General features: G+C 57.6%; 19 protein-coding genes and 2 tRNA genes. 10 read left to right on the top strand and 11 right to left on the bottom strand.

Annotated features, from left to right (window positions below):
- Window positions 1-28 precede the first annotated feature (28 nt).
- Together KFE13_RS00310 and KFE13_RS00305 are read right to left on the bottom strand one after the other, a co-directional pair.
- A complete protein-coding gene (locus KFE13_RS00310) occupies window positions 29-664 on the bottom strand; it encodes a response regulator (RefSeq protein WP_260705141.1) in 636 nt (211 codons plus the stop codon).
- The gene (locus KFE13_RS00305) at window positions 657-3581 is read right to left on the bottom strand and encodes a ligand-binding sensor domain-containing protein (RefSeq protein ID WP_260705140.1); all 2925 of its coding nucleotides are present in this window, start codon (window positions 3579-3581) and stop codon (window positions 657-659) included. The genes KFE13_RS00310 and KFE13_RS00305 overlap by 8 nt, the downstream gene beginning before the upstream one ends.
- Window positions 3582-3873: 292 nt before the next feature.
- On the opposite strand from KFE13_RS00305, the gene KFE13_RS00300 reads away from it, so the two are divergent.
- On the top strand, window positions 3874-4749 hold the full coding sequence (locus KFE13_RS00300; RefSeq protein WP_260705139.1) for a glycoside hydrolase family 16 protein: 876 nt from the start codon (window positions 3874-3876) through the stop codon (window positions 4747-4749).
- A gap of 118 nt (window positions 4750-4867) precedes the next feature.
- Here KFE13_RS00300 and KFE13_RS00295 read toward each other — a convergent pair.
- Window positions 4868-4941, bottom strand: a tRNA-Gln gene (locus KFE13_RS00295).
- Window positions 4942-5043: 102 nt separating this feature from the next.
- Between KFE13_RS00295 and KFE13_RS00290 the strand changes: the two genes are divergently transcribed.
- Window positions 5044-5538, top strand: coding sequence for a DUF1572 domain-containing protein (locus KFE13_RS00290; protein WP_260705138.1), 495 nt, complete (start codon window positions 5044-5046; stop codon window positions 5536-5538).
- A gap of 1 nt (window position 5539) precedes the next feature.
- On the opposite strand, the gene KFE13_RS00285 is transcribed toward KFE13_RS00290, so the two are convergent.
- The 7 genes from KFE13_RS00285 to KFE13_RS00255 form a co-directional block, all read right to left on the bottom strand.
- Window positions 5540-6778 (bottom strand): ABC transporter permease, encoded by a 1239-nt coding sequence (locus KFE13_RS00285; protein WP_260705137.1) that lies wholly within the window; start codon window positions 6776-6778, stop codon window positions 5540-5542.
- Between the two features lie 16 nt (window positions 6779-6794).
- Entirely contained in the window at window positions 6795-8051 is a 1257-nt protein-coding gene (locus tag KFE13_RS00280) for an ABC transporter permease (RefSeq protein WP_260705136.1), read from the bottom strand.
- A gap of 92 nt (window positions 8052-8143) precedes the next feature.
- On the bottom strand, window positions 8144-8707 hold the full coding sequence (locus KFE13_RS00275) for a 3-hydroxyacyl-CoA dehydrogenase NAD-binding domain-containing protein (protein WP_260705135.1): 564 nt from the start codon (window positions 8705-8707) through the stop codon (window positions 8144-8146).
- Between the two features lie 2 nt (window positions 8708-8709).
- Window positions 8710-8895 carry a hypothetical protein gene (locus KFE13_RS00270; protein ID WP_260705134.1) on the bottom strand — a complete coding sequence of 62 codons (186 nt, stop codon included), beginning with the start codon at window positions 8893-8895 and terminating at the stop codon, window positions 8710-8712.
- Between the two features lie 45 nt (window positions 8896-8940).
- Complete coding sequence (gene malQ / locus KFE13_RS00265; protein ID WP_260705133.1) at window positions 8941-10524, bottom strand: 4-alpha-glucanotransferase; 1584 nt, start codon at window positions 10522-10524, stop codon at window positions 8941-8943.
- Between the two features lie 410 nt (window positions 10525-10934).
- Entirely contained in the window at window positions 10935-12911 is a 1977-nt protein-coding gene (locus KFE13_RS00260) for a peptidylprolyl isomerase (protein ID WP_260705132.1), read from the bottom strand.
- A gap of 214 nt (window positions 12912-13125) precedes the next feature.
- Window positions 13126-14394 carry a BON domain-containing protein gene (locus KFE13_RS00255; RefSeq protein ID WP_260705131.1) on the bottom strand — a complete coding sequence of 423 codons (1269 nt, stop codon included), beginning with the start codon at window positions 14392-14394 and terminating at the stop codon, window positions 13126-13128.
- 165 nt (window positions 14395-14559) lie between these two features.
- Between KFE13_RS00255 and KFE13_RS00250 the strand changes: the two genes are divergently transcribed.
- Window positions 14560-14636 (top strand) — tRNA-Met (locus tag KFE13_RS00250).
- On the opposite strand, the gene KFE13_RS18635 is transcribed toward KFE13_RS00250, so the two are convergent.
- Window positions 14593-16263 (bottom strand): recombinase family protein, encoded by a 1671-nt coding sequence (locus KFE13_RS18635; protein ID WP_390891628.1) that lies wholly within the window; start codon window positions 16261-16263, stop codon window positions 14593-14595. The two genes, KFE13_RS00250 and KFE13_RS18635, sit on opposite strands and share 44 nt — an antisense overlap.
- Window positions 16264-16999: 736 nt before the next feature.
- Here KFE13_RS18635 and KFE13_RS00235 point away from each other — a divergent pair.
- The 7 genes from KFE13_RS00235 to KFE13_RS00205 all read left to right on the top strand — a co-directional run bounded on the left by KFE13_RS00235 (window position 17000) and on the right by KFE13_RS00205 (window position 24184).
- Window positions 17000-17734 carry a DNA methyltransferase gene (locus tag KFE13_RS00235; RefSeq protein ID WP_260705128.1) on the top strand — a complete coding sequence of 245 codons (735 nt, stop codon included), beginning with the start codon at window positions 17000-17002 and terminating at the stop codon, window positions 17732-17734.
- Between the two features lie 292 nt (window positions 17735-18026).
- On the top strand, window positions 18027-18356 hold the full coding sequence (locus tag KFE13_RS00230; RefSeq protein WP_260705127.1) for a TrbC/VirB2 family protein: 330 nt from the start codon (window positions 18027-18029) through the stop codon (window positions 18354-18356).
- 56 nt (window positions 18357-18412) lie between these two features.
- Entirely contained in the window at window positions 18413-18724 is a 312-nt protein-coding gene (locus tag KFE13_RS00225) for a VirB3 family type IV secretion system protein (RefSeq protein ID WP_260705126.1), read from the top strand.
- Window positions 18711-21185 (top strand): VirB4 family type IV secretion system protein, encoded by a 2475-nt coding sequence (locus KFE13_RS00220; protein WP_260705125.1) that lies wholly within the window; start codon window positions 18711-18713, stop codon window positions 21183-21185. The genes KFE13_RS00225 and KFE13_RS00220 overlap by 14 nt, the downstream gene beginning before the upstream one ends.
- The gene (locus KFE13_RS00215) at window positions 21182-21934 is read left to right on the top strand and encodes a TrbG/VirB9 family P-type conjugative transfer protein (protein WP_260705124.1); all 753 of its coding nucleotides are present in this window, start codon (window positions 21182-21184) and stop codon (window positions 21932-21934) included. Before KFE13_RS00220 ends, KFE13_RS00215 begins: the two co-directional genes overlap by 4 nt.
- An 8-nt stretch (window positions 21935-21942) precedes the next feature.
- Window positions 21943-23175 carry a TrbI/VirB10 family protein gene (locus tag KFE13_RS00210; RefSeq protein ID WP_260705123.1) on the top strand — a complete coding sequence of 411 codons (1233 nt, stop codon included), beginning with the start codon at window positions 21943-21945 and terminating at the stop codon, window positions 23173-23175.
- A gap of 139 nt (window positions 23176-23314) precedes the next feature.
- Window positions 23315-24184 (top strand): hypothetical protein, encoded by an 870-nt coding sequence (locus KFE13_RS00205; RefSeq protein ID WP_260705122.1) that lies wholly within the window; start codon window positions 23315-23317, stop codon window positions 24182-24184.
- Window positions 24185-24186: the final 2 nt, after the last annotated feature.

Raw genomic sequence — 24186 nt, 5'->3', positions numbered from 1 at the left:
AGGGTGCTCTTTCGCGGCGAATTTCGATTCAGACGCGTGCAAGGCCGCGTTGTCTCGCCACCATCGCGGCCTGCGCACGATCTGTGACTCCCAAACGAAGGAAGATTGCGCTCACATGGCATTTCACAGTGCCCTCCGCGATATTAAGCTTCGAAGCGATTTCTTTGTTGCTTTTGCCCGCGACCATGAGTGCAAGGACTTCTCTCTCTCGCGGTCGTAGTTCTAAAGCCGGATTATGTCTTGCATACACTTCAGCAACTGAAGGTGGAACAAAGCGCTCTCCACGATTCACGGTTCGGATGGCGTCGAGAATCGTCTGGTGCGACATGCCCTTGAGCACATAGCCTTCCGCCCCGGCCTTCAGCGCCTGATAGACATCCTCGTCTCCCTCGTACATCGTGAGCATCACGATCTTTGTGCGGACTTTCATGGCGCGAAGCTCCTGCACCACCTCGACACCACTCTTCCTGGGCATTCCGATATCCATCAGGATCACATCCGGATTGAGATCCTGAAACGCCTGGATGGCCTCTTGACCATTCCCGGCCTCGCCCACAACGTTCATGTCGCCCTGCGCGTTGATAGACGCCGCGAGGCCAATGCGAATATACGGATGATCGTCCACCACAAGGACCCGGATGGCGCGTGAGGTTTTCTCAGTCATGGTGTATGGCCTTCGTTGGGATATCTCCCAATGGAATGAAAATGGTGATGCGAGCGCCCTGCCCGATTGCGCTTTCTACATGCAGCTTCCCATCCAAATGCTGGATGCGTTCGCGCATGACAGAAATACCGAAATGAGAGCCTTCCCGGGGCGCGTTCATGTCAAATCCTTTTCCATCATCCACGATCTCGATCTCTATATCACTCTTTGTGAAGGCAATTGACAATCGGACTTTTGACGGATTCGCATGGCGTACAGCGTTCAAGAGAGCCTCCCGCACGACCATCACGATTTGATAAGCAGTCGCCTGCGGCAGCAACACCCTCTGTCCTTTGATGACATATTCGATTCGAATACCATCCCGCTCCTGTGTCTGGGCTACAAGATCACCAGTAAGTTGCGTAATATCGCCGTGCCCAAGCGTATGTTGCCGCAGGTCCCAAACGACCTTGCGCGCGTCGTCGATCGTCGCGCTGACCAGCGAGCGTGCGGAGTCGAGGAGCGTCCTCTCTGGGCCGCTGGACAATGCATTTGTCATAGAGATTCCTTCCAACAAACTTGAGACACTGGCACATCCCTGTAGGAACGTGTCATGCATTTCCCACGCAATTCGGCTTCGCTCACGAAGCACGGCCTGAAATTCACGTTCAATGCGCCGCCGATGCAACCAGTGGCTTAATAGGATGAGTCCGATTGTGACTAGAGCGCAGGCTGTATAGAACCAGAGGCTCTGGTAGAAGTGGGCCTGCTTCACAATGGAGAGCGTAAACTCCGAAGTGATCTCAGGCGCGCTAAGATCGGAAGCGACGACGTGCAAGGTATAGCGTCCTGGAGGCAGGTTCGTGTAATACGCCTCACGCCGCGATCCAGCATCATTCCAGCGCTTGTCGAAATTTTCAAGAAAATACCGGAAGCGCAATTCACTTTGCGATTTAAGTTTAATCGCACCGTAATGGATCTCAAGCTGTGAAACCGAAGCGGCCAGCTTCATCGGATCTTTGACAGGCAGGGAACGCCCATCGGCGATGATCTGCTTCAGCACAATAGGAACTGTCGAGCTCTTGCTTGTAAATGCAGGCGAAATCTTCAGTGGCCCAACAATACTTGGGAACCAGATGTCGCCGTTTCGGGTTATGGTGCCCGAGGGTTGAATCCCTCCAAGTAGCTGCGTACTCAGAGTGCCCTCGGACACCCTGTAAAAGGTCAGCGGCAGGCGGCCGCGCGACGCGGCATCCATATTTTTTACATCACTGGCGGCAATCACAGAGATCCCGTTCGGACTACTGAGCCAGATACGATGACTCGCATCTTCCAGAACCCCAAAGATCTTGTCCGATGGTAGCCCGTTAGCAGTACTTAAGATGGTCATGTGCTGGTCATTTGCGTCCCACCGATAGAGACCATGGCCCACAGTCCCGAGCCAAAGGGTCCCATCACTGCTTTCACACATGGACCACACCGGAATATGTTGCAATGCTCGCGTCACAGGACTGTCCTGGAGCACGCCTTGTCGCCAGGCGTAGACACCCTGTTCGGTGCCCGCCCAGAGCGTCCCCGCATGATCTTCCAGCAGCACTCGAATGCTGCTTTCTGGCCACCCGCGGATGCGTTGGAACCGCTCGTGACCGTTCTGGCGATAGAGCCCCCCTGGTGTTCCCACCCAGAGATCGCCATCCCGCGTCTGTATCAGCGCGCGCACGAAACCATTCTCCAATCCTTCGCGCTGCGCATACTGTGTCACAGCCCCTTGGCTTTGATGAAAGACGCCGTTACCCTGCGTGCCAAACCACAGCGTCTGCGCTCTGTCCATCAGGACTGTTTGAACATGAACCTTCGCCAGAGCCGGAATTTCCACGCGCTTCATGACTCCTCCCGACAATCGGAAGAGATGTGTCGAAGCCACCCAGACGGGTCCCTGCGGATCCGCATACACGGCCTGGACATCCGAGTTCGAAGCGTCCGACAACGGCACGACCGACAGGCCGCTATGGCTCAATCGAACGAGGCCAGCCAGAGTTCCGATCCAGATATTGTTCTCCACGTCCTGCAAGATAGCGAAGATCTCGTTGCTGGGAAGCGGTGATGGCGTCGTCAAATGTTTCAATACACCATGCGTGTAGGTGTAGATGCCCCGGCTAACCGTACCAATCCACACGCTGTCTTGGGACATTGCTTTGAGGTTGTGAATAGCGCCTTCCACATCACTGACCCGCGTAAAGGTGCCGGGACTTTGTTCCTTGATTGGAGCGCGGAACAGACCGGAATACGTGCCAATCCATAACTGCCCATCATCCGTAGCCAAAATCGCTTCAATGGCTGTCTGGGCTTTGGAATCGTGAAAAGGATACTCGGTCAGCTTCCCTCCTCGAACTGAGTAGAGGGAAGGCCCTCCAATCCAGATCGTGCCTGAGCGGTCGATCGTCATGGAGAACACCTGCAATCTGTGGACTACCTTCCTGTCGTCCACGCGCACCATGTTTACTCCATCAATTAGGAAGAGACCATCGAGCGCTCCGATCCAGAGACGTCCCTCCTTGTCTTCGAGCATCGCCCGTACAAAACCACCGCCTTGCTTTGCTGAGACAAATTTGCGAAAACCGTTCTTGTCATGGCGTACAAGTCCGCCGCCTGCAGTACCGATCCAAAGCGTGCCGGTGCGTGTCACCAGCAGACTGGCTATGTCGTCGATAGGCAACTCAGGTGTATTTTCATGGTTAAACAATGTGAACTCATTGCCGTCAAAGCGAAGAAGGCCCCCCGTCGTTCCCACCCACAAATAGTGGTCAGGAGTCTGAGCAAGGGCCTGAATGTTCGTCTCCGGCAAGCCATCTTTTGTTTGCCAGACAGATTGGATCTGATCCGTTGCACGGACGCTGGCGCTTCCCAACACGGTCAGCACAAGGCTGATCGCAAGCAACAGAGCACAACCTAAGTGCCAGGGTGTTTGAGATCTACAAGCAGACCCTCGTTGTCTCCAACTCAAAGTCGTCTCTCCCCGCAGGATCGACCGGCATGCACCATTCCAGGCTATTACCGGAGAATTGCTTCTCCGTCATATATCGCAGCTACTATACATCGCTCCGGCCCTCCTTACGAAAGGCTCATACCACACCCGCGAATATGACTTTTGGCAGATTGAGTCGCAATCGCCCGATTGATAACATCTGCCAAGCGTAATCGCCGGTAGAGAGGAACATTTGGATCAGCGGATGCCGAAAAACGAAAACCAACGTAGACTAGGCCGCTGGCCTGCTTTCGCCACTCGGCTCTCCTGCGTCCTCGCCTCTCTGCTTCTGGCTGGATGCTTTGCTATCTACTCCCCGGCACAAGTCCCACATGAGTTCAGTACGAGCCCCATCTTCGAGGAGGAGTTCGATAAGCCAACATTGGATCTCAGTAAGTGGTCTTTTCGAGGCTTGGGAAAACGAGATGACTGTATCGTCGATCCCAACGCTGTCTCTGTAGCGAATGGTGTTGCACGGATTCGAATTTACTCCGTTAAAACTGGCGACAAACTCACCAATTACTGCGGCGCCATCTCCACGCAATCCAGTTTTCTTCATACCTATGGTTACTGGCAAGCTGCCGTCCGCTTCGGGTACCAGCCTGGTATGCAGTGTTCATTCTGGATACAAAGCCCAAGCATCGGGCGCTATATAGGCGACCCCGCGCGATCAGGCGTCGAGATAGACGTCTTTGAGCATGTCTCAAGGGAGACTAAGCCTGATGGGTTCGATCATGCGGTGCATTGGGACGGCTATCAACCGCTTCTGCATAAAAGCATGGCCAAGGACGGCCAATACCCATCGCTCGACGATGGGAAATTTCATGTCTTTAGTCTTGCGTGGACTCCGCAAAATCTGACGTTTTACATTGATGGCAAAGAAAGCTGGACGCTTTCTGGCTCAGATGCGGGCATCTCGCAGATTGCAGAGTACATCATTTTGGATACTGAGTTGCCCCATGCGGATCGCGGTCCTGCAGGAGGGTATGGGCCTTTGGGCGCAACGCAGAACGCGTACTTCGATATCGATTACGTAAGAGTTTATCCGTTGAAGGCTGCAGGACAAGCGTCGTCACGATAGATGCAGATATATTGTTGAGCGACCACGGTCATCGCAATAACCCAGGCTTTTACAAAGCTTGATTTACCAATGTGACTACCTGATCAGGAAAGTTGTCTCATTGAGTCATTACTAAGACTGGTTGCCTCCCAGGGATTCGAACCCCGATATGCTGAGTCAGAGTCAGCTGTCCTACCATTGAACGAGGAGGCAACAGGTAACCGGGAGCCGCAGATCAACCATGCCGACATCCCACTCTTTTGAGTGTACGGGTTACAGCCATTCCGGTCAAACTTTTGCCGCTAAAATGCCTGTATGAGTAACGAGATCGGAAACCTGTTCCTTACCGCCTCCAGCGCAAAGCTTGAGCAGATGACCGGCTATCTGACAACCTGTTTGCAGAAGCTGAGCGATGAGCAGATATGGGAACGTCACGGCGCGCATGAGAACGCCATCGGCAATCTCGTGCTTCACCTATGCGGCAATATGCGTCAGTGGATCATGCACGGGGTTGGAGGCGCAACGGATGTACGCGTGCGTGATGCGGAGTTCAGCGCAGCGGACGGGCTCACGGCTTCTGAACTAATCGACCTCTTCAAATCCACTGTCTGGGAAGCTCGCTTTGTCATCGATTCCCTTCCGGCGGAGCGTCTCGTTGAGCGGACAACACCGCAAGGACGTAATGTCTCGATGCTCGAAGCCATCTATCAGGTTGTTGGGCACGTACAGCAGCACGTCGGCCAGATTATTCTTCTGACGAAGCAGATGACAGGCAAAGATCTCGACCTGACCATGCCGCGTCCGCGCTAGCTCATTCGTAACGAAGCGCTTCAATCGGATCGAGGTTCGCCGCCTGTATTGCAGGAATCATCCCGCTCACGACGCCCACAAACACCAGCACCGTCGTTGCAACGATGACAATGTCGGGAGAGATCAGCAGATAAATATCGGCTTTGCTGGCATTCGTTGCAATCGCGCTGTAGAAGGTGATTCCACCGACAACTTTGCTGACGGTAAAGGCGAGAATGATGCCGCCGATGCCGCCGACACCTGTAATCACCAGCGCCTCCGCGAGGAACTGCAGCAGGATGTGACGCTTTCGCGCTCCCAACGCCTTCTCGACGCCAATCTCTCGAGTCCTTTGCTGCACGCTTACGAGCATGATGTTCATTAGCCCGATGCCAGCAATACCAAGCGTCAACACACCAATAAACAGGAGCAGGGCCTGCAGGCCAAGCGAGATGATACGAAACTGCGCAAGCTGCGACATGATGTTCGCTACCCAGATGGCGTTCTTGTCTGTAGGCCTGAATCCATGCGCCGCCCCCATCTGGTTACGAACTGCCCGCTCCACCGCCATGTGGTCGCCGTGGTAGCTCATCCAAATCCCATCGAGATACTTCGTATCTTTCAGGTCACCCATCGTCTGAAAGGGGATATAGATGATGCGATTGATATTGTCATCCCCTTCCTGCATCTTGGGCTTCAACACGCCGACCACCTCGAAGCTCACACCATTCAGGCGAATCTTCTGCCCAAGTGGAAACAGGCCTGAATACAGCTTTGTCTTCGCCTCCGAGCCGATGACTGCAACGTGATTTCTCGACTGCATATCGTCCGGCGTAATAAAGCGACCTTCGTCGATCTCAATATTCATGATCTGCTGCAGCTCTGACGCTACACCGTCCACCTCCCACGTAAAGGTGTGCAGATCGTTCTGTACGGGTACCTGTTTCCAAAGCATCGGCGAAACATGGATGATCCCAGGCACTGTCTCCGCGATGCGTTCCACATCATCCATCTGAAAGCGGACTTTGATGCCGGCCTTCGTTCCACCAGCCTGTTCGCTGGTCGTACCGGGGAAGATGCCAATCATGTGCGTTCCCCATTGAGCGAAGATCTCCTCGAAGGCTCGTCCAAAACCCGCACCATAGGCAAGCAAAAGCACAACCGTAGCGATTCCCCAGGCCATGCCGACGATCGTGATGGCCGTGCGACGGCCATTGTGCCGCATCGCTTCGAATGCCTGTGCAAAGATGTCTTTCAGCATCGCTCGCTCTCCTTGCCTATTCTTTGCGCAACGCTTCCACTGGTTCGAGCGCCGCGGCCTTACTTGCCGGATACAACCCTGCAACAACCCCGCAAAGTGTCAAGGTTCCCAGCGCCATCACCGCAGACCACGGAACGAGTCTTGGCGGATCGAACCCCATCTGGTTGTTCCCCATCATCGCTCCCAGACCGAACATCAGACCCGCCGCAGCAAGTATTCCAATCACTCCGCTAAGACCCGTCAGCATGAGGCCTTCGAGGAAGAACTGCATCAGAATGCTGCGGCTTGTCGCTCCAAGGGCCTTCCTCAGTCCGATCTCTTTCGTTCTCTCCGTCACGGTCACCAACATGATGTTGATGATGCCAACGGCGCCCAGTGCAAGCGTCACAATGCCTACGCCACCCAGAAACACGTCCATCGCGGTAAAGATCAGACCGACGGTCCGTTCGGACTTGATTGTGTCCCATTCCTCAAAGGCGTCTTTCACGGAAGGTTCGAATCCGTGTCGCTCTGCAATAATGCGATGGACGTCGGCCTTGGCGGTCTCGTTCAAATCTGCAGTCAGTGGCTGATACTGAATCGAGCTGACTGAATCGGCAGGTATGTTCTCTCCCGTCATCGGGAAGAGTTGCATCATCGTCGACAGCGGAATGTAGAGTCGCTGATTCTCAGAGTCGTTGTTCCCACGGCCGATCTTGTCGACGACACCGATAACCTGAAACCGTGCTCCGTTGATTGTGATAAACGCGCCAAGCGACGGCCGCCCCGGAAAGAGCAGCTTATTGTTCTTCTGGCCCAGAATCACAACCATACGGTGCTGCGCTAAATCGTCGGCGTTGAAGTAGCGGCCCTGCGCCATCGGCAGATTGCGAATCTCGGGGTAGTTCAGCTCAACCCCCATCACCGAACCGCCGGAGCTTGAAAACTCGCTCACCTGTTTGAGGTCACTGCGGTTGATAAAGGCCGTCGCATTCCGCACATGCTGTGCCTGTGTGCGGATCGCGTCTGTGTCGGCCAGCGTCAGCTTGTAGGGACGCATGCCGGTGTGCTGGTTGGGCATCGCGGGAATAGTTCCGCCCCACATCATGATGACGTCTGTTCCGAGCTGCGCGAGGCCGCGTCGCTGCCCTGAACGAAAGCCTTCGCCGAGGCCAATCAACAGCAGCAAGGATGCAACTCCCCAGGCGATTCCGAACATAGTAAGAAACGATCGCAGCTTATTGGCTGCAATGGAACGGAAGACTTGGGCAAAGATGTCGTACAAGGCGCGCATGGCAATTATTCGACCGGATTTTCTCCCGTATGTTACGCACTCCGCTATAAAAGAGTTCCCTTTTGTGACTAATTCGCCAATTCCACTACCAGTTACCGCATAAAAGCGGGATTCTTGGTCAGCGACGGCGCGTCGGGATCGGCCTCGGGAATTGCAATGATCCCCAATCGGGCAAGAAGCGATGCCACTGCGCCAAGCGTCTCGTGGCTGGTCGCAGGAGCATACAGAACCCGAACGTTCTCGCCCTTAATCAGTTTTCCTCGCAGAGCGACGCAACGATCGGGGCGATAAACGCAGGAGGCCAGATCGGTGATGCTCTGCGACTCGCTTGGTGTGCAGATGATCGACTTCGGCGGAGCCATGCGATCGATCATGCTGAAGATTTCAAGCTTCGACTCCAGCTCATCAGGCACAAAATCGATGACGATGTCGGCTTCACGAACAGCTTCTTCTACGGTAGAGGCCAATTGAAGCTCGCCAAAACCACCGCGCAGGCTAAGGTCGGCGTATTCGACCTCGGCCCTGCGCAGCTTGGCAGGCATGACATCTTCGAGCGCAACATAAAGGCCAGCTGCAGCACAGGCCATCGCAAAGCTGCGGCCGGCGTGCCCTGCGCCGATCACGGCAACAATACGGATCGCGCTGCCTTCCGGCATGCTTACTTCTTACCTGAAACGGCTGCGATGACGGAGTCGTAGCTGGGATCGGCGTGTTTGATGTGCTCGGCAACGCGCTGACGCTCCTCTTCGGTAAGCGACGGCAGGACGGCAAGGATGCGCCGCAGGGTTACAGAGATGTCGTCGACGTAGTTCATGGTGCGGATTGCTTCACCGGAGAGTGGCATGAATGCTCCTGAGTTTTTGAGATTACTGATTCAGTCTAAATGTTCTCAGCCATGCTCTGCTGCCGGACTAACCAGAAGCGGTACGATCAGGTCCGCATCGGCCTTGGGATGGACGTAGCCGTCGCGGTCGGTCATCTCCATCAGCTCGGCCATCTGCCTGGCGAAGTCCGGGTGCAGCGCATCGGGGTTGTATCTCCAGGTCCAGTTCCCTTCGCCGGCCGCGGGCGTGTTCATGCGCGCCTCGCTGCCGAGATGCAGGACGTCCTGCAGCGGAATGATGCAGATGTGGGCCACGGAACGGGCAGCAGCGCGGATCATTGCCCAGACGACCTCAGCCGGATGATGAATTGGCTGCAGATAGGTTTGCAGGTTCCTGCGCTCGTGTTCGGCCGTGTCCTCGTTCCACCAGCCGAGCGTTGTGTTGTTATCGTGCGTGCCGGTGTAAACGACTGTATTCGGAACGAAGCTTTGTGGCAGATGAATATGTCCGCCGCGATCGCCGAAGCCGAACTGCATGACGCGCATGCCGGGCATGTTGAAGTGCTCGCGGAGCTCGTCGACTTCGCGCGTGATGAGCCCTAAATCTTCGGCGATAAAGGGCAGGTCGCCAAAGACCTGCTTGAGGCGGTCGAAGAGCGCGTGGCCCGGAGCTTTGACCCAGACACCATTGACTGCAGTGTCTTCTTCGGCGGGGATCGACCAATAGGCTTCGAAGCCTCGGAAGTGGTCGAGGCGAATCATGTCGTAGAGCTCGAGCGAGCGGCGGACGCGCGCGACCCACCAGTCGAAACCCTGCTTTTCCAGGAGTCTCCACTTGTAGAGAGGGTTTCCCCAGCGCTGGCCGGTGACGGAGAAATAATCGGGCGGAACGCCGGAGACACGCAGCGGTTTGCCTTCGGAGTCCAGCTCGAAGATTTCAGGATGCGTCCAGACATCGGCGCTGTCGTAACTGACGAAGATGGCGACGTCGCCGAGGATGCGGATCTTTTTTTCTGCGCAGTAGCTGCGCAGCGCGCACCACTGTTCGTTGAAGAAAAACTGGATGACCTGCTCGATGGCGAGTTCGCGGCCGTGCTGGTTGAGCGTCTCGGTCATCGCTTCGTCTTTGCGCCGGGCGTAAGGCTCGGGCCAGTGATTCCAGCTCTGGTAGTTGAAGCGCCGGCGCAGCACGTTGAACATCGCGTAGTCGGCGAGCCAGGAGATGTTGCTCTTGGAGAAATGTTGGAAGCGGGCCTTTGCCTCATCGGAGCCGCGATCGAGGAAGTTGGCTGCAGCCTCTTCGATCAGAGGTAGCTTCTTCTCTGTCGCGGCTCCAAAATCTGCCGGGCCATCGTGTCCGGGGAGTCCGGCGATGCGGCCTGCGGCGAGCCAGCCGTCGTCGACGAGGCGCTCAAGGCTGATGAGCAGAGGATTTCCGGCAAAGGCGGAGAGTGCCGAATAGGGTGAGCTTCCATAACCAGTCGGACTGAGCGGGAGCACCTGCCAGAGACGCTGTTTGGCGGCAGAGAGGAAGTTGACGAAGGCATAGGCTGCGGGGCCGAAGTCGCCGACGCCGCCGTAGGACGGCAAAGATGTTACATGCAGCAGGATTCCGGATAGCCGCTGCTCGTTGACTGCTTCCCCACTCATTGTCTGGCTCCCCACAAAACGTCCGCGTCTGGATGTCGTGCTCTCGCGGCACCTACTCCCAAAGGTATATCAGGCGGTCAAGAGCCCCCTCCCCCCAAGGTAATCGGGGCAAACGGTCTGTTTCCAGCAACTTGCGCGTTTTGCACAGGGCAAAATATTGAAAACAGGGTAGTTATCCATCAAAATCTTGATTCTAAAAGAGAAAATCCCGGCTCCAGAAGGGTCGGGATTCCTGTTCTGCTTCCTATGTATTAAGTCTAGCAAAGCGGTACGGGTAAATCGGCACTTTTATTTCGATTTTTCTCTTTTCTATTCAGCTATTTACAAATTTCGGGGGCTTGACAAGATTTAGCCGAATCAGCAAAGGCCACCCACTGGGCGGCCTTTGTTGATGGTTCAGTCTGGATAGATCAGTTACCGCCGGTGGGAAGCGGCGGGGTGGCCGGCTTCTTCGAGTAGCGGACGGAACCGGACTCCTCGTACTTCTTGGTAACGTTGCCGACGTAGACGCGGAAGAGCTGCTCGCGCTGATCGTTGAGCAACTGCTCGCGGGTCTGGTCGAAGTTCTTGGCGATGTCTTCGGCGGTGGGCTCCTGCTTGTCGGTGACGCTGAGAACGACTCCAGAGCGGCCGAGGTTGATCGCGTTGGAGATGCCTCCCTTGTTCAGGGCGAAGGCTACCGATGCCGGACCGGTCATTGCGCCGATCTCAGGCACCTGCGCTTCGCGGCCCACGAGCTCGCTGGACTTGAGCGGAATATTCATCTCCGCCGCAGCCTTCTTGAGATCGTTGAGAACCTTGGCGCGATCGGCCAGCTTGTTGATCTGCGTGTTCAGGAGAAGCGGAACCTGCTGCTCGCGGTAGTCGCTGGCAATGTGCTCCTTGTACTCGGCGAAGGCGGGAGCGTGAGCTGCCTTGATGTCGAGCACCTGGAAGACTGCGAAGCCGTCGCCGGTGGAGACGGAGGCCGGATCGGCACCCTTGACCACGGTGAAGGCCTGCGTGAGCAGCGCCGAGCCATCTGCGAGACCGGAGATGACGCCATCCTTGGCGACGTAGTCGGTGGTGACAACGTGCAGACCACGTGCGGCTGCTGCCTTGTCGAAACCGTTCTTCTTCACATCAGCTGCGAGCGCAGAGGCGAACGTCTGCTCAGCCGCGCCAGTACGCTGCTGCTCGAGGATGGGAACGATCTCGCTCCTGACCTCGGCAAGAGGACGCACGTGAGCCGTCTTCTTCTCTTCAACCTGAAGGATGTGATAGCCGAACTGGGTCTTGATGACGTCGGAGGTCTGGCCCGCTGCGAGCGAGAAGGCAGTCTTGTCGAACTCAGGCACGGTGCGGCCGCGATCAAGCCAGCCAAGCTCACCGCCTTGGGCCTTGCTGCCGGGGTCGTCGGAGTTCTTCGAAGCGAGGTCGGCGAAATTACCGCCGTTCTTGATCTGCTTCAGCAGGTCGTCGGCCTTGGCCTTGGCGGCCTGGTCGGTCTTCGCGTCCGCACCCTGCGGAACGGCGATGAGAATGTGGCGAACCTTGACCTGCTCCTTGACCTGATACTGCGCCTGGTGCTGGTTGTAATAAGCCTGAATATCGGCGTCGGAGATCTGCGGCTTGCCGCCGGGAAGATTGGAGGCGTCGAAGGAGACGTACTCGATCTTGCGTGTCTCCGGCATCGCCGTGGCGTACTTGGCGGCGTTGTCCTTAAAGAACTTCTCAAGCTCGGCGTCGGTGGGGTTGATGGTCTTACCCAAACTGTCGGCCGAGATGAGCGCGTAATCGAACTTCACCTTGGTACCCTGCGTGCGATAGGCCTCGCGCACAGCGTTGTCGGAAACGGTGACGCCGCCGGTGATCAGCGACTGCAGACGCTGCAGCTCCATATCGCTCTTGATCTGCGTTTCGAAGTCGGCGCGGCTGGTCTGGAAGAAGTTCTGGACGAAGTTCATGTAGGCGTCGTCGCCGATGTACTTGCCGCCCGGAAAGAGATACTGCGCGAAGGGGCCGGTCTGGAGCTCGTTGCGGAGATCCTCGTCGGTGACCTGGAGGTTCAGACGATCGGCTTCGTGCTTGAGGATCTGCCGCTGGACAAGAATCTGTCCGGCGCGCTGCGACATGTATGGGAGGAGAAACTCGGGAAGACGCTGCTGCTGCAGCTGGCGCGCGGCGAGCTGGTTCACCTGGGCTACTGTAACCGGGGTGGAACCAACGCCGAGGCGGCCGAGAAAGCCGCGGTCGCGAACCGTCGCAAATACAGTGGCATCATTGCCGCCGGCGCTGTCGAAGATGCCCGGGACGAGCGTGATCACCATGGTGACCACGGCAAAGCCAATAATGACTGCAAAGAGAATCTTGGTAATGCGGTTGTCCTGCTGAAGAAAACGAATCATGCCTTTTCTTTGAAGACCCTTCAGTTCAGACGCCACCGTTGAGACACGGATGAGCGCGCGCCCGGAATTTGCGAAGCCAGAGCACAGAAACTGTGCCGGATGCAGGGCAAGCTACAAGTATAAATCACCGGACGCGGTGGATATTGGCACAGGCAATACCTCGTCCTGTGAACACAAGACTTTGGGCCTGATCGCTCAGGCCCAAAGTTTGTTTTTAGCGATAGTAAGGATAGTAGTACGGATAGGGATACGGTGCGTAGGGCGGAGGCGGCGGAGGAGGAGGATAGTAACGCCGACGCATCTGCGGCTGGCCGTAGTAGGGCTGCGGGAGTCCTGCGCCGAGTCGGTCGAGCTCGGCCTGCGAGACGGTGGTAAGCGCTGCCTGCTGGCTGAGCTTGAAATTGACGATCGCCTCGGCAGGAATCGTCGCCTCACCCGACTTCGAAGCAGAGGAGACGCCCAGACCAGCGACGCCGCCGATGCCGGCTCCGAGCAGAGCGCCAGGGCCTCCGCCAGCGATTGCACCGATCATGGCGCCTACGGCACCGAGGCCAACGGTGTTTCCGACAGTCTGGCCGGTTTTGTCATAGCCCTGCTGATTCCAGGTCGTGGTTCCGAGAGGGTAGGTGTGGCCTTCCAGGGTGACCTGCGTGAGCTCGAGGGCAAGAATGCCTCGTCCCTTGAGATCGCCGCCCGGCTGGCCGTCAGAGACGCGTCCCTGCACGGTGGCTCCGCGCGGAATCGCGATTGCACCTCCGACAAAGACATTGTTGATGACGACGCCGTCAAATACGGTTCCAGGAGGCGTGTGGCGGCTGTCCATCGCCTGATTGATGCGCACGCGCAGCAATGTGCCTGCGGGAACGACGACGGACTGCCCTGCTTCCTGCACGCGATAGGGCCGTTGCGGTGGATACTGCTGTTGCGGCGGATATCCATTACCAGCCTGTGGCTGTGGCGGATATCCCTGCGGAGGATATGGATTGTTCTGCGACGGATAGGGATAACCCTGCGGCGGCTGACGCTCTGCAGGAGGAGGCATCTGGGGGCTGGCAGGCTGCTGCTGGTTGGGCTGCGACATCGAACCATCCTGCTGCATAGCCGGATTTTCGCTCTGATCGGGCGGAGTTGGATTGGCCGGAGCCTGATCGTTCGCTTGCGCCGCGTTATTGGTGTCCGCGGGCGCGCCGACGATCAATTCGTCGACGACCTTCTTGACGCCGGGGGTATTCGCAACGGTCTGCTCTGCCTTATTGCGGGAGGCTTCGTCACGAACGGAGCCACTGAGCGTCACTGTACCGTACACCGTGGTTGAGCCGATGGCCTGATCCGCGAGTTCGGGTACGCCTGCAAGAGCCTTCAGTACGTTCGATTCGATCTGCGCATCGGGCAGAGGCTTGTCCTGAGCGAAACTATTCACTGAAATAAGAGCTGCTCCGAGAGCGATGCCCCGAAGAATGCTCCACTGTCCACCCTGTGCCATACTGCGCCCCTCCAACTGCGACGCGATGCAATCTGCGTCAATAGATTGAACGTATTCCAATAAAAAAAGTTACGCTGCAGAAGAATAGCGCGAATGTATTGAAAATCCACAAGTACCTTCGCGCCGGTAAATTGACTGGGTGGAGCAGTAACGTTATATTGATGAAGCGGGGTGGAGCAGCCCGGTAGCTCGTTGGGCTCATAACCCAAAGGTCGCAGGTTCAAATCCTGCCCCCGCAACCACACGAATTTGCGTAGGGATGACTTCTGAGTCATCCCTTTCGTTTCCAAGCAGATGCCAGCTTCCCTCAGCAACATAGTGGGACTTCCCGTTCCCCGCCTGGGGCATCATGCGGATCTCCGAAACATGCTTGAGCAATTCCTTCCGGGCAGGCCCCGGTTCCCCCGCCAACAGCGCACGGAGGTTCCCCATGCTCTCCGTGATGAAGTTGCGGATGTCCGCCAGATGAGCCTCCACCGAATTGTCCCCCTGAGCCAGAAGCTGATCGGCGATGTCGCGCAACTGATGTTCGCGCTCCTGGATCGCCTCGACCAGAAATGCGGAGGGTCCGGTTTCCGCTGCCGTCGCCGCCAGCCGCCGCAACTCCCCTTCGAGCTTTTGTTTCCGTTCCCGCATCTGCGCCAGTTGGTTCGTGAGAGTGGCGAAGGCGCTCCTGACGTGATTCCCAAACTCATCCATGACGTACCCGATGGCGTCAGGCTCCAGGACCTTGCTCTGCAACTCATCCAGCAGCTGCTCTTCAATCCAGTCCTTACGCACGGTGACGGAATTGGGGCAGGTCCCGCGGTTGAAGTGTTGCGAGCAGCCGTACCTCGGGTAATGGCCGTAGGAGGTGTATCCGGTAACGATGATGAGATTGGCTCCGCACAGGCCGCATTTCAACAGCCCGCTCAGGAGATAGGGACTTGTGACAGAACGAGGAATCAAAACGCCGCCGCCCTCGCGCACACCATAGGTTTTCCTGACGTGCTCCTGACGTTCGCGCACGCGCTGCCATAGCTCATCGCTGATGATCTGCAACTCCGGGTGCGCAACCGTGCGCCATTCGCTCTCCGGCCTCGCGCGCCGCACACGTTTGTTGGTTCCCGGCACCTTCACGAAACGCGAACTGTTCCAGATCACTTTTCCGTTGTAGAGATCGCGGCGCAGCATCGCCCGGATGCAAGTCGGGCACCACGTCGCGTACCTCTTGCCCGCCCGTGGTCTTGGTGGAGGAATATGCTCGCCATTCAGGGTCTTCGCAATCGTCTTGAGCGACTGCCCCTCGGCGGACATTTCAAAGATGCGCCGAACCACTGCCGCCTCGCTCTCGTTGATGACCAACTGCTTTCCCGTCGTGCCGGAGACAGGAACTGAGTCATAGCCGAAGCAGCGACCGCCTGTGTGCTGGCCGCGCAGCATCAAACCTTCGAGTCCACGATGGGTCTTCTTGGCAAGCTCCTTCACATACAAGCTATCCACCATGCCGTGGACAGTGACCAGCACATGCGCCTGCTCGTTATCGGAGTCGATCCCCTGACTCACAGCGATCAGTCGAATCCCGGCAAAGTTCAACCGCTCGAAGATGCTCAACGCATCCTTGGTGTTCCGCGCCAAGCGGCTGCTGTCATCGAGCAGGATGATGTCGAAGGGACGAGCCGGAGAGAGCGCAGCGTCCAACAGACGCCCAAGCCCAGGGCGGTCCGCGCCGACACCGCTCAGTGCCTCGTCGGTGTAGACATGCTCTTCGAGAAAGATGAATCCGCGAGCATGGGCGTACTCGCGGCAAATCCGAAGCTGGTCCTCAATAGAGCGAGGACTCTGAAGATCACTGGAGTAGCGGGCGTAAGCGGCACATCGCAGAATCATGACTGATTACCGTCCTTGTCGGACGTTACCTCTGAAGGCCCTGTCATAGCAAGTCGATTCCGCGTCTTGATTTCGGCCAGATATTCCCGCACCAGAGCGGGAATAATGACGTTGTCCAACCACGATTTGAGCGCGGGATCGAGCCGCTTTCCAGCACTCGAAGATCGTGTCGAGCCTGGCTGTTTTTCCAGCGCAGCTCCTTTTCCGTTTTTGATAACCCCATTTCCCACGCGACGCCTCAAGAGCGGTTGCGCCCGCCCGTGAACCGAACGATAGGGAGATTTCTCACACAGACGTTATGCTTTTTCGGGGGTGGGGTATGCAGATTCTGTATACCCTCTTCGATGGGCAATAAGTGGTTTATTCGCTGACGCTTACCCCAAATCAGGCTATTCCCGTCGCCTCTGGCTCAACCGGCATCCTGCGAAATGGGTGGAGGGTCTGCCGGGTTCTGTTCTGAAATGCCTGCAATCGAAGATCAATCCTTGTGTGCTGCGTGTTCTCTCAGGCACCGCGAGAGAAAGCCAGGCTGCGCCCATCGGCGCTTGGCGTTCTGCTTCGGCTTCGCCGCCTTACGGTTTCGGCTTTCAGAAAATCTTTTTGCAACGGGCGCAAAAACATTTCCCGAACCTTCCGAAAAAGACACGCCTGCGGCACTTGGGAGCAGCCCTCTCTCGCGCCCTTGCGGGTGTGTGTCCTGAGAGATCACTCCGGGACCACAAAGGAGATCACAGTCATGCAGGCCATCCAGAACAATTCAACCGGACAGTTTCTCAACACCATCGCGCAGGGAGATTGCATCGAGGTTATGCGCCAGATGCCAGCGAACAGCGTGGACTTCATTCTCAGCGACCCGCCGTATCTGGTGAACTACCGCGACCGATCGGGACGTTCCATCCAGAATGACGTAGATGCCGATTGGCTCAAGCCCGCGATGGCGGAAGCGTATCGCGTACTCAAGCAGAATCGAGTTGCCGTGATGTTCTACGGCTGGAGCAAGGTCGATGCCTTCTTCGCAGCGTGGAAAGACGCGGGTTTTCAGCCTGTCGGACACATCGTGTTTCGCAAGGACTACAGCTCAAAGAGTAGGTTCCTCCGCTATCAGCACGAGCAGGCATTCCTGCTTGCCAAGGGGAGGCCGCCACTACCAAAGCAGCCGCTCATGGATGTGATGGAGATGCCCTACAGCGGCAACAAGCTACACCCGACTCAGAAGCCTGTCACGGCGCTGGCACAGTTGATTCGCAGCTTCTCACTTCCAGGAGAGCTGGTGCTCGATCCCTTCGTTGGCAGCGGCTCGACCTGCGCGGCAGCGCTGCTGACGGGCCGCAAGTATCTCGGCATGGAACTCAATGCTGAGTACCACCGCGCAGCGAGTGAGCGGCTAGAGCGTGTGAAAGAGAGGATCGCAAGACGGTCCTCTCCTTCCTTCCCGACCGAGTGCATGTTATCCGCACCGCGTCGCGCGTAAAGGCGAGCCATCTCCTGAGTCGTTGTCCTCGCCGCCTTGACTCGCGCCACGGTGCGGTTTTTCTTTGCTGGCCATGTCGGGAAGGAATGGTTTGGCAGTTCCTCCACTGCCATCCGACGTCGCTTACACCCGGCCTTTTCAGCCCTTCCAGCGCGACGTTCGAGGGTATGCAGAATCTGCATACCCCACCCCCTAAAAAGCATTAGACGGCTCAGCGGCCCAATCCTACATTCGCTCCACATCACTGCAGCCGGGAGTACTCACTCGCCGGAAAAGCACATGAAAGGAGCGCATGAAAATCCCTGTTTCCATTCGATCCCCTCGTTTCCGGCGTTGGCACACCCACGCCCGGAGACTAGCCATTCCATCCCTGATGTTCCTCGCGGCTCTGCCGGTCTATGCCCAGACCGGCAGCGATCCGTGGGACAACGCGGTGAACGTACTCAAGACCGCGTTCACCGGCACCATCGCTACCGGCCTGTCGCTGGTCGCTATCGTCGTGGGCGGGCTGATGTTCGCCTACGGCGAAGGCCAGTCGAAGAAGATGCTCGCCGGCATCGTCTTCGGCATCGGCATGGCGGTATCAGCGGTGAACTTTATGAGCTGGCTGTTCCCGCAATAAGCCATTCGCGGCAGGCCAAATCACAACGCAAAACACCGATAGGAAGGAGGTCGCACATGGCAGCGGACGGTCCACGGCAGAACAAAGTCTACAAAGCGATGAACCGCCCGCTGACCGTGCTTGGCGCGGAGCGAAGGCTGTTCTTCGTCGCGCTGATCACCGGAGGCTCCGTCTTCTCACTCCTTCACTCGCTGGTCGGCGGCATCTTGCTCTTTGTCGTAGGCGTCATTATCGCCCGCATCGCCACGAAGCATGACGTGGAAATACTGCGCGTGCTCTTCAACTCCGGCAAATTCCGCCGCCGCTACGACCCCATGAAAACCGATGCCACAGAGATACGCATTGCGAGGCGCGATGGTCAGAGTTGAGCACATCACGAAGGACTGGAAAGAGGCAGGTTCATTTCCCGCACAGATCAACCTGTTCGGGTTCTGGGACGAGCACTCGTTCCTCACCAAATCCGGCGACCTCGGCGCAGTCCTGAAGATCGGCGGCATCGACTACGAGAGCCTCGACCATGCCGGACGAGACCATGCCGTGAAGCGTCTCGAAGCCGCACTGCGCTCGCTTGATGAAAAGTGCCGCCTCTATCAGATCCTGTTCAAGCACAACCGGCCTGAGATTCCCCATGCCGAGTATGAGAATCCGCTGGTCCGCGCCGCGGTAGAACAGCGCGCTGCATTCCTTCAGTCCAGGGCGGACCGCCTCTACAGTATCGAAGTTTATTGGGCGGTCATGATCGACGGCAGTTATGCCAAAACCGGCCTGCTGCATGCGCTCGCGCAAATGCCGAAGCAGCCTGCCGCGTCGCTGCGCGACCTGCGCGGTCTCTTCTCCGGCAACAAGGAACGCACGCTGATTTACGAGCAGATCGAGCGCGATCGCCTGCGGTTACAGCAGAAAGTTCGGAGTTTGAGTGGGCAGCTCAACGACCTCATGACGGTCACGCTGCCAGGGGCGGAGGAGACGTTTCGCATACTGCGCCGTCTCGTCAACTTCCGCCCCTCAAAGATTAAAGATGCAAGACTCCACAGCGCGCGCCAGATCGATTACCAGTTATGCGATTCGGAGCTGGAGGCGCATCGCGGCTACCTGCGCGTGGAGGATGACTATCTCCGCGTCCTCACACTGAAAGAGCTTCCCTCCGAGACGCGGCCCCTGCTGCTGCAGGGCCTCTTCGATGTCCCCGCGAACTTCCACGTCGTCACCGAGTGGCATCCGGTCGATAACGCGAAGGCCCGGAAAGAGATCGCCTCGCGCCGCCGGCATCACCATAACTCGAAGACCAGTTTCGTCTCGAACCTTCAGGACCGCCAGAACACCGGCCCGAAGGATGAGCTGGTCGATGACTCGAAAGAGGCAGCGGTCGCCGAGCTAGGCTCGGCCCTGACTGCGCTCGGCATGGAGGGCAAGAACTTCGGCGAGTTCACGCTGTCGGTCGTCATCTACGACGAAGACCGCGTGAAGGTGGAGCATACGGTCGCGGAGTTTCAGAAGCTGTTCACGCAGCACGATGGTCTGCTTTACGAAGAACGCTACAACCTGCTCAATGCGTTCTTTGCAACCGTCCCAGGCAATAAGCAGTTCAATCTTCGCAAGCAGTGGGCGCTGAACTCGAACTACGCCGACCTGTCGTTTCTGTTCACCATCGATGCAGGCTCCCGGTGGAATCCGCAACTCAATAAGGAATACCTTGCCGTCCTCGAATCCACGCATGGAACGCCGTACTACCTGAACCTGCACTGGGGCGATGTTCCCAATGCCTTCATCCTCGGCGCCATCGGTAGTGGGAAATCCTTCACCACAAATTTCATCATCCAGTCGGCGCAGAAGTATAGCCCGCTGACCTTCGTCTTCGACCTTGGCGCGAGCTACCAGATGCTGACCCAGTCCTTCGGCGGGAGCTATCTCAACGTCGGATTGAAAGACCCCGGCTTCAGCATCAATCCATTTTCCCTGGCGCCGACACACGAGAACCAGAACTTCCTTTATCTCTTCCTTCGTGTGCTGATCGAGGCGGGCGGACGCTATGACCTGACGCCGGAGGACGAGAAGGCCCTGTTCGCCGGCATCGAGCGCGTGTACAAGCTGCCGCGTGAGATCAGGACGCTGACCAACTTTGCGTCGATCCTCGGTCCGCTCGGCGAACGCCTGCATCGCTGGCTGCAGTCCGGGCAGTTCGGCTATCTCTTCGACAACGTCGAGGACACGCTGACCTTCTCTCGCTTCCAGACCTTCAACTTCGACGGGTGGGACAAATACCCCGATGTGCTGGAGCCGATGCTGTTTTATCTGCTGCAGCGCGCAGCCGCGGAGATCGAGAAGCGCGAGAACATCGCCACCTTCAAGCTCTTCGTCATCGACGAGGCATGGATTTTCTTCAAACGCCAGATCATCCACGACTGGGTCATGCGGGCCGAGAAGACGTGGCGGAAGCTGAACGGCGCCATGATTCTGACCACGCAATCGATGATCGAGCTGGTCTCGAACAACCTGCTGCAACTGGTCAACGAGTCGTGCCCAAGCCGCATCTTCCTCGCCAATCCCGGCATCGACCGCAAGCTGTATGCCGAAGCCTTTCAGTTGAACGATACCGATCTTGAACTATTGGAATCGCTGGTCCCAAAACGTGACCTGCTCTTCAAGCAGCCGCAGTATGCGAAGAAGCTCCGGCTCTCGGTCGATCCGTTGAGCTACTGGATGGCGACGAATACGCCACGCGACAACATTCTCAAGCAGCAATACTTCGCCCGCTTCGGGCCGGAGCAGGGACTCCTGCGTCTGGTCCAGGACTACCCCAACCCCACACAAATCGAGGTGAATCCATGAACCGCGCTCCCATCTTCCCGCTGGTGCTCGGCCTGGTTGCGACCGTTGCTCACGGCCAGCAGTCGGCCCGCATCGTCCACTACCACCAGAACGACATCGTGAGCGTGCGCGCGAAGATGCGCTACACCACGCTCATTCAACTCCCCGTCACGGAGAAGATCCTCCAGGTCGCTACCGGAGACAAGGACTTTTGGATCATCGATGCGGTCGGCAACTACTGCTTTCTGCACCCGGCCAAGGAAGGCATCCATTCCAACCTCAACCTGATTACCGACAAGGGTACCGTGTACTCGTTCACGCTGAACGACGACGAGTCCTCTGAGCCTGACTTGAAGGTGGTCATCGAGCCGAGCGACCCTTCGTCAATCGCCGCGGCGAACGGCGCAGATAAGCTGCTGCCGGCATCCGAAGTCGCCGTTGCGCAGCAGCAGGCGCAGCTTGCGCAGCACCGGGCTACGCAGGCAGTCGAAGAGTACCGCGCCAATTACCCCACGCAGGCTCTGAAGTTCGACTACACCTACAAAACCGCTGCGCCCTTCAGCGTGTCTGCGATCTACCACGATGACAAGTTCACCTACATCAAGTCCTTGGCTGCGGAGAAGTTTTCTGTCTACGAGGTGAAGGACGGAAAACCCGACCTCATTACCTATCAGCTCACCGATGGCACCTACGTTATCCCGCAGGTGGTGGACAAGGGATACCTCGAAATCGGCAAGCACAAGCTCACCTTCGAGCGGAAGGGACAGTAGGTGCGCCGATGACGGAGGAAAAAGAAACTACCGCAGCAGCACCCAAACAGGAGACGGCGGCAGCGCCTCCGGCCGTTGTTGACAAACGCAAGCTGCCGGAAGGCGTCGTGCCGAAGCAGGCGCAGGGCTATGTCGTCGCGGGCCTCGCCGTCCTGATTCTGATGGCGGTGATGTTCTCGAAGAACCATCTGAGGCCCGCGGCCACCGGCACAACGCCATCGTCCGCCGCTCTGTCCACGGATGTGAATCAGCAGAGGATCCACGAGCTGGAGCAGGACCTCAGCGCCGACCAGCGGCAGAGCCAGCAACAGCAGGCCCAGGCGCAGAAAGGCAATGCCACCGGCCCTGTCACCGGCAACGCTTCACCCTCACAACCCAATGGCATGGCTCCCGCTGCGCAGTTGCCACCCTCCACTGAGCCGCCGCGTGATCCCATTGCGGACGCGGAAAAGGCGCTGGCCTTCAAAGCGCGCTTCGCGTCGAACCTTGTCTCCGGCAATGACACGATTCCTGGCGCGGCCTCCTCCGCTCCCGCTGCTGTCACAGGCACTCCATCAGCGAATAACTCTCCCGCTTCATCCATCGTGCCTGCTTCGCAGCACTCGGATGCCAAAGAAAAGCGCCCGCCAGAGGTGAACGTCAACTCCGCTCACGGCCAGCCCTATGTGCTCTTCGAGGGAACCACCATCGACACCTCTCTGGTGACTCGCCTCGACGGGGAGTTTGTCGGGTCGGTCAAGGTCATGGTGACCAACCCCGTCTACAGCCGCGACCGCCAGCATGTGTTGATTCCCGAAGGCACGTTCATTCTTGGCAATGCGCAGAAGGTCTCCGGCTTCGGCCAGAAGCGCCTCGCCGTCGCCTTCCACCGCATGATCATGCCTGACGGTTACAACGTCGATCTCGACCAGTTCCGCGGTCTCGATCAGGCCGGCGAGACGGGCCTCAAAGACAAGGTCAACAACCACTACTTCGAAATCTTCGGCGCGTCGATCGCACTCGGCGTGATCGCTGGCGCTTCCGAAGCGACCACCAATGGGGGCTACAGCCAAAACGGCTCCGATATGTACCGGCAAGGCATGGCATCGAGCCTCGCTACCTCGGGCGCCAACGTCCTCGACAAGTTCATCAACATCCCGCCCACCATCACCATCCGCGAAGGCCATCGCATCAAGATTTATCTCACGCAGGACATGCTGTTGCCCGCGTATGAGAACCACGACATGCCGGGGGTGATGTGATGCGCCTTGCTTTGCTCGTGCTTCTCGGCCTGCTCGTGGTTGGCTGCGCCTCCCCCTCGCCGCCAAAGAAGCCCTCTCCCTATCGCTACACCACTCACGCGCCTGCGCTTGCGCTTGGCGCAAACCCAAAGGAGCCGTCATGAAACCACTGAAGTCGTTTCTTCCTCTCGTATTCCTCACTCTCTCGCTCGCGCCTGTGGCGCACGCGCAGTTCGGATCAGGCATCGTCTACGACCCCACGCAGAGCGCCCATGCAATCCAGCAGATCGAGCAGGGATCGCAGAGCCTCCAAACCGCAGAGCAGATTTACACCACTGCCTACAAAACGATGAACCAGGTCATCGCCGCCTACAACCTTGCCTACCAAATGTCGAAGATGCCGCAGAATCTGGCCGCGCGGTATAAGTCCGACTTTGCGATGTGGACCAACTTCTCATCCGTGTCCGCGCCCAACACCTACGGCAATACCTCGGCGTGGATCAATGCGCTCGATCTTGGCAATCCCACTCGCGCCACGTCTGCATATAACGCCGCCGTCATTCCGTTGCAGAGCTATCCCGGCAGCGGCCTCTCCAGCCAGGACGCTACAACCCAGACTGTCATTAAAAACCAATATGCGTCCTCCGAGCTCGGCCAGGCGACGCTGACCAATTCTCTGTCCATGTTAGGAACGATTCGTTCTGATTCGCAGACCTTCCAGCAGAAGCTGGCCAACCTCGAATCTGATACCTACTCGACCGATCCCTCGCAGCAGACCTCGAACGCCCTGCTCGGCAAGATCAATTCCGCCACCATGCTGCAGATTCACTCGCAGCAGGACACAAACCAAATCCTCGCGGCACAAGCGGCGCAGCAGACGCTCGACGCCAAAGAACAGATCGACGAACGCAATCGCCTGATGAACCAGTCGATCTATTTCCAGCAGAACTTTCCCACGCTGATGCAGAACATGACCTCCGGCGTGAGCGATTCCATCCACACCGTCTCCCTTTCAACCACAGGACACTGAGC

The organism is Edaphobacter flagellatus (genome assembly GCF_025264665.1).
Lineage (GTDB): Bacteria > Acidobacteriota > Terriglobia > Terriglobales > Acidobacteriaceae > Edaphobacter > Edaphobacter flagellatus.
This window is presented reverse-complemented; position numbering and strand designations above follow the sequence as displayed.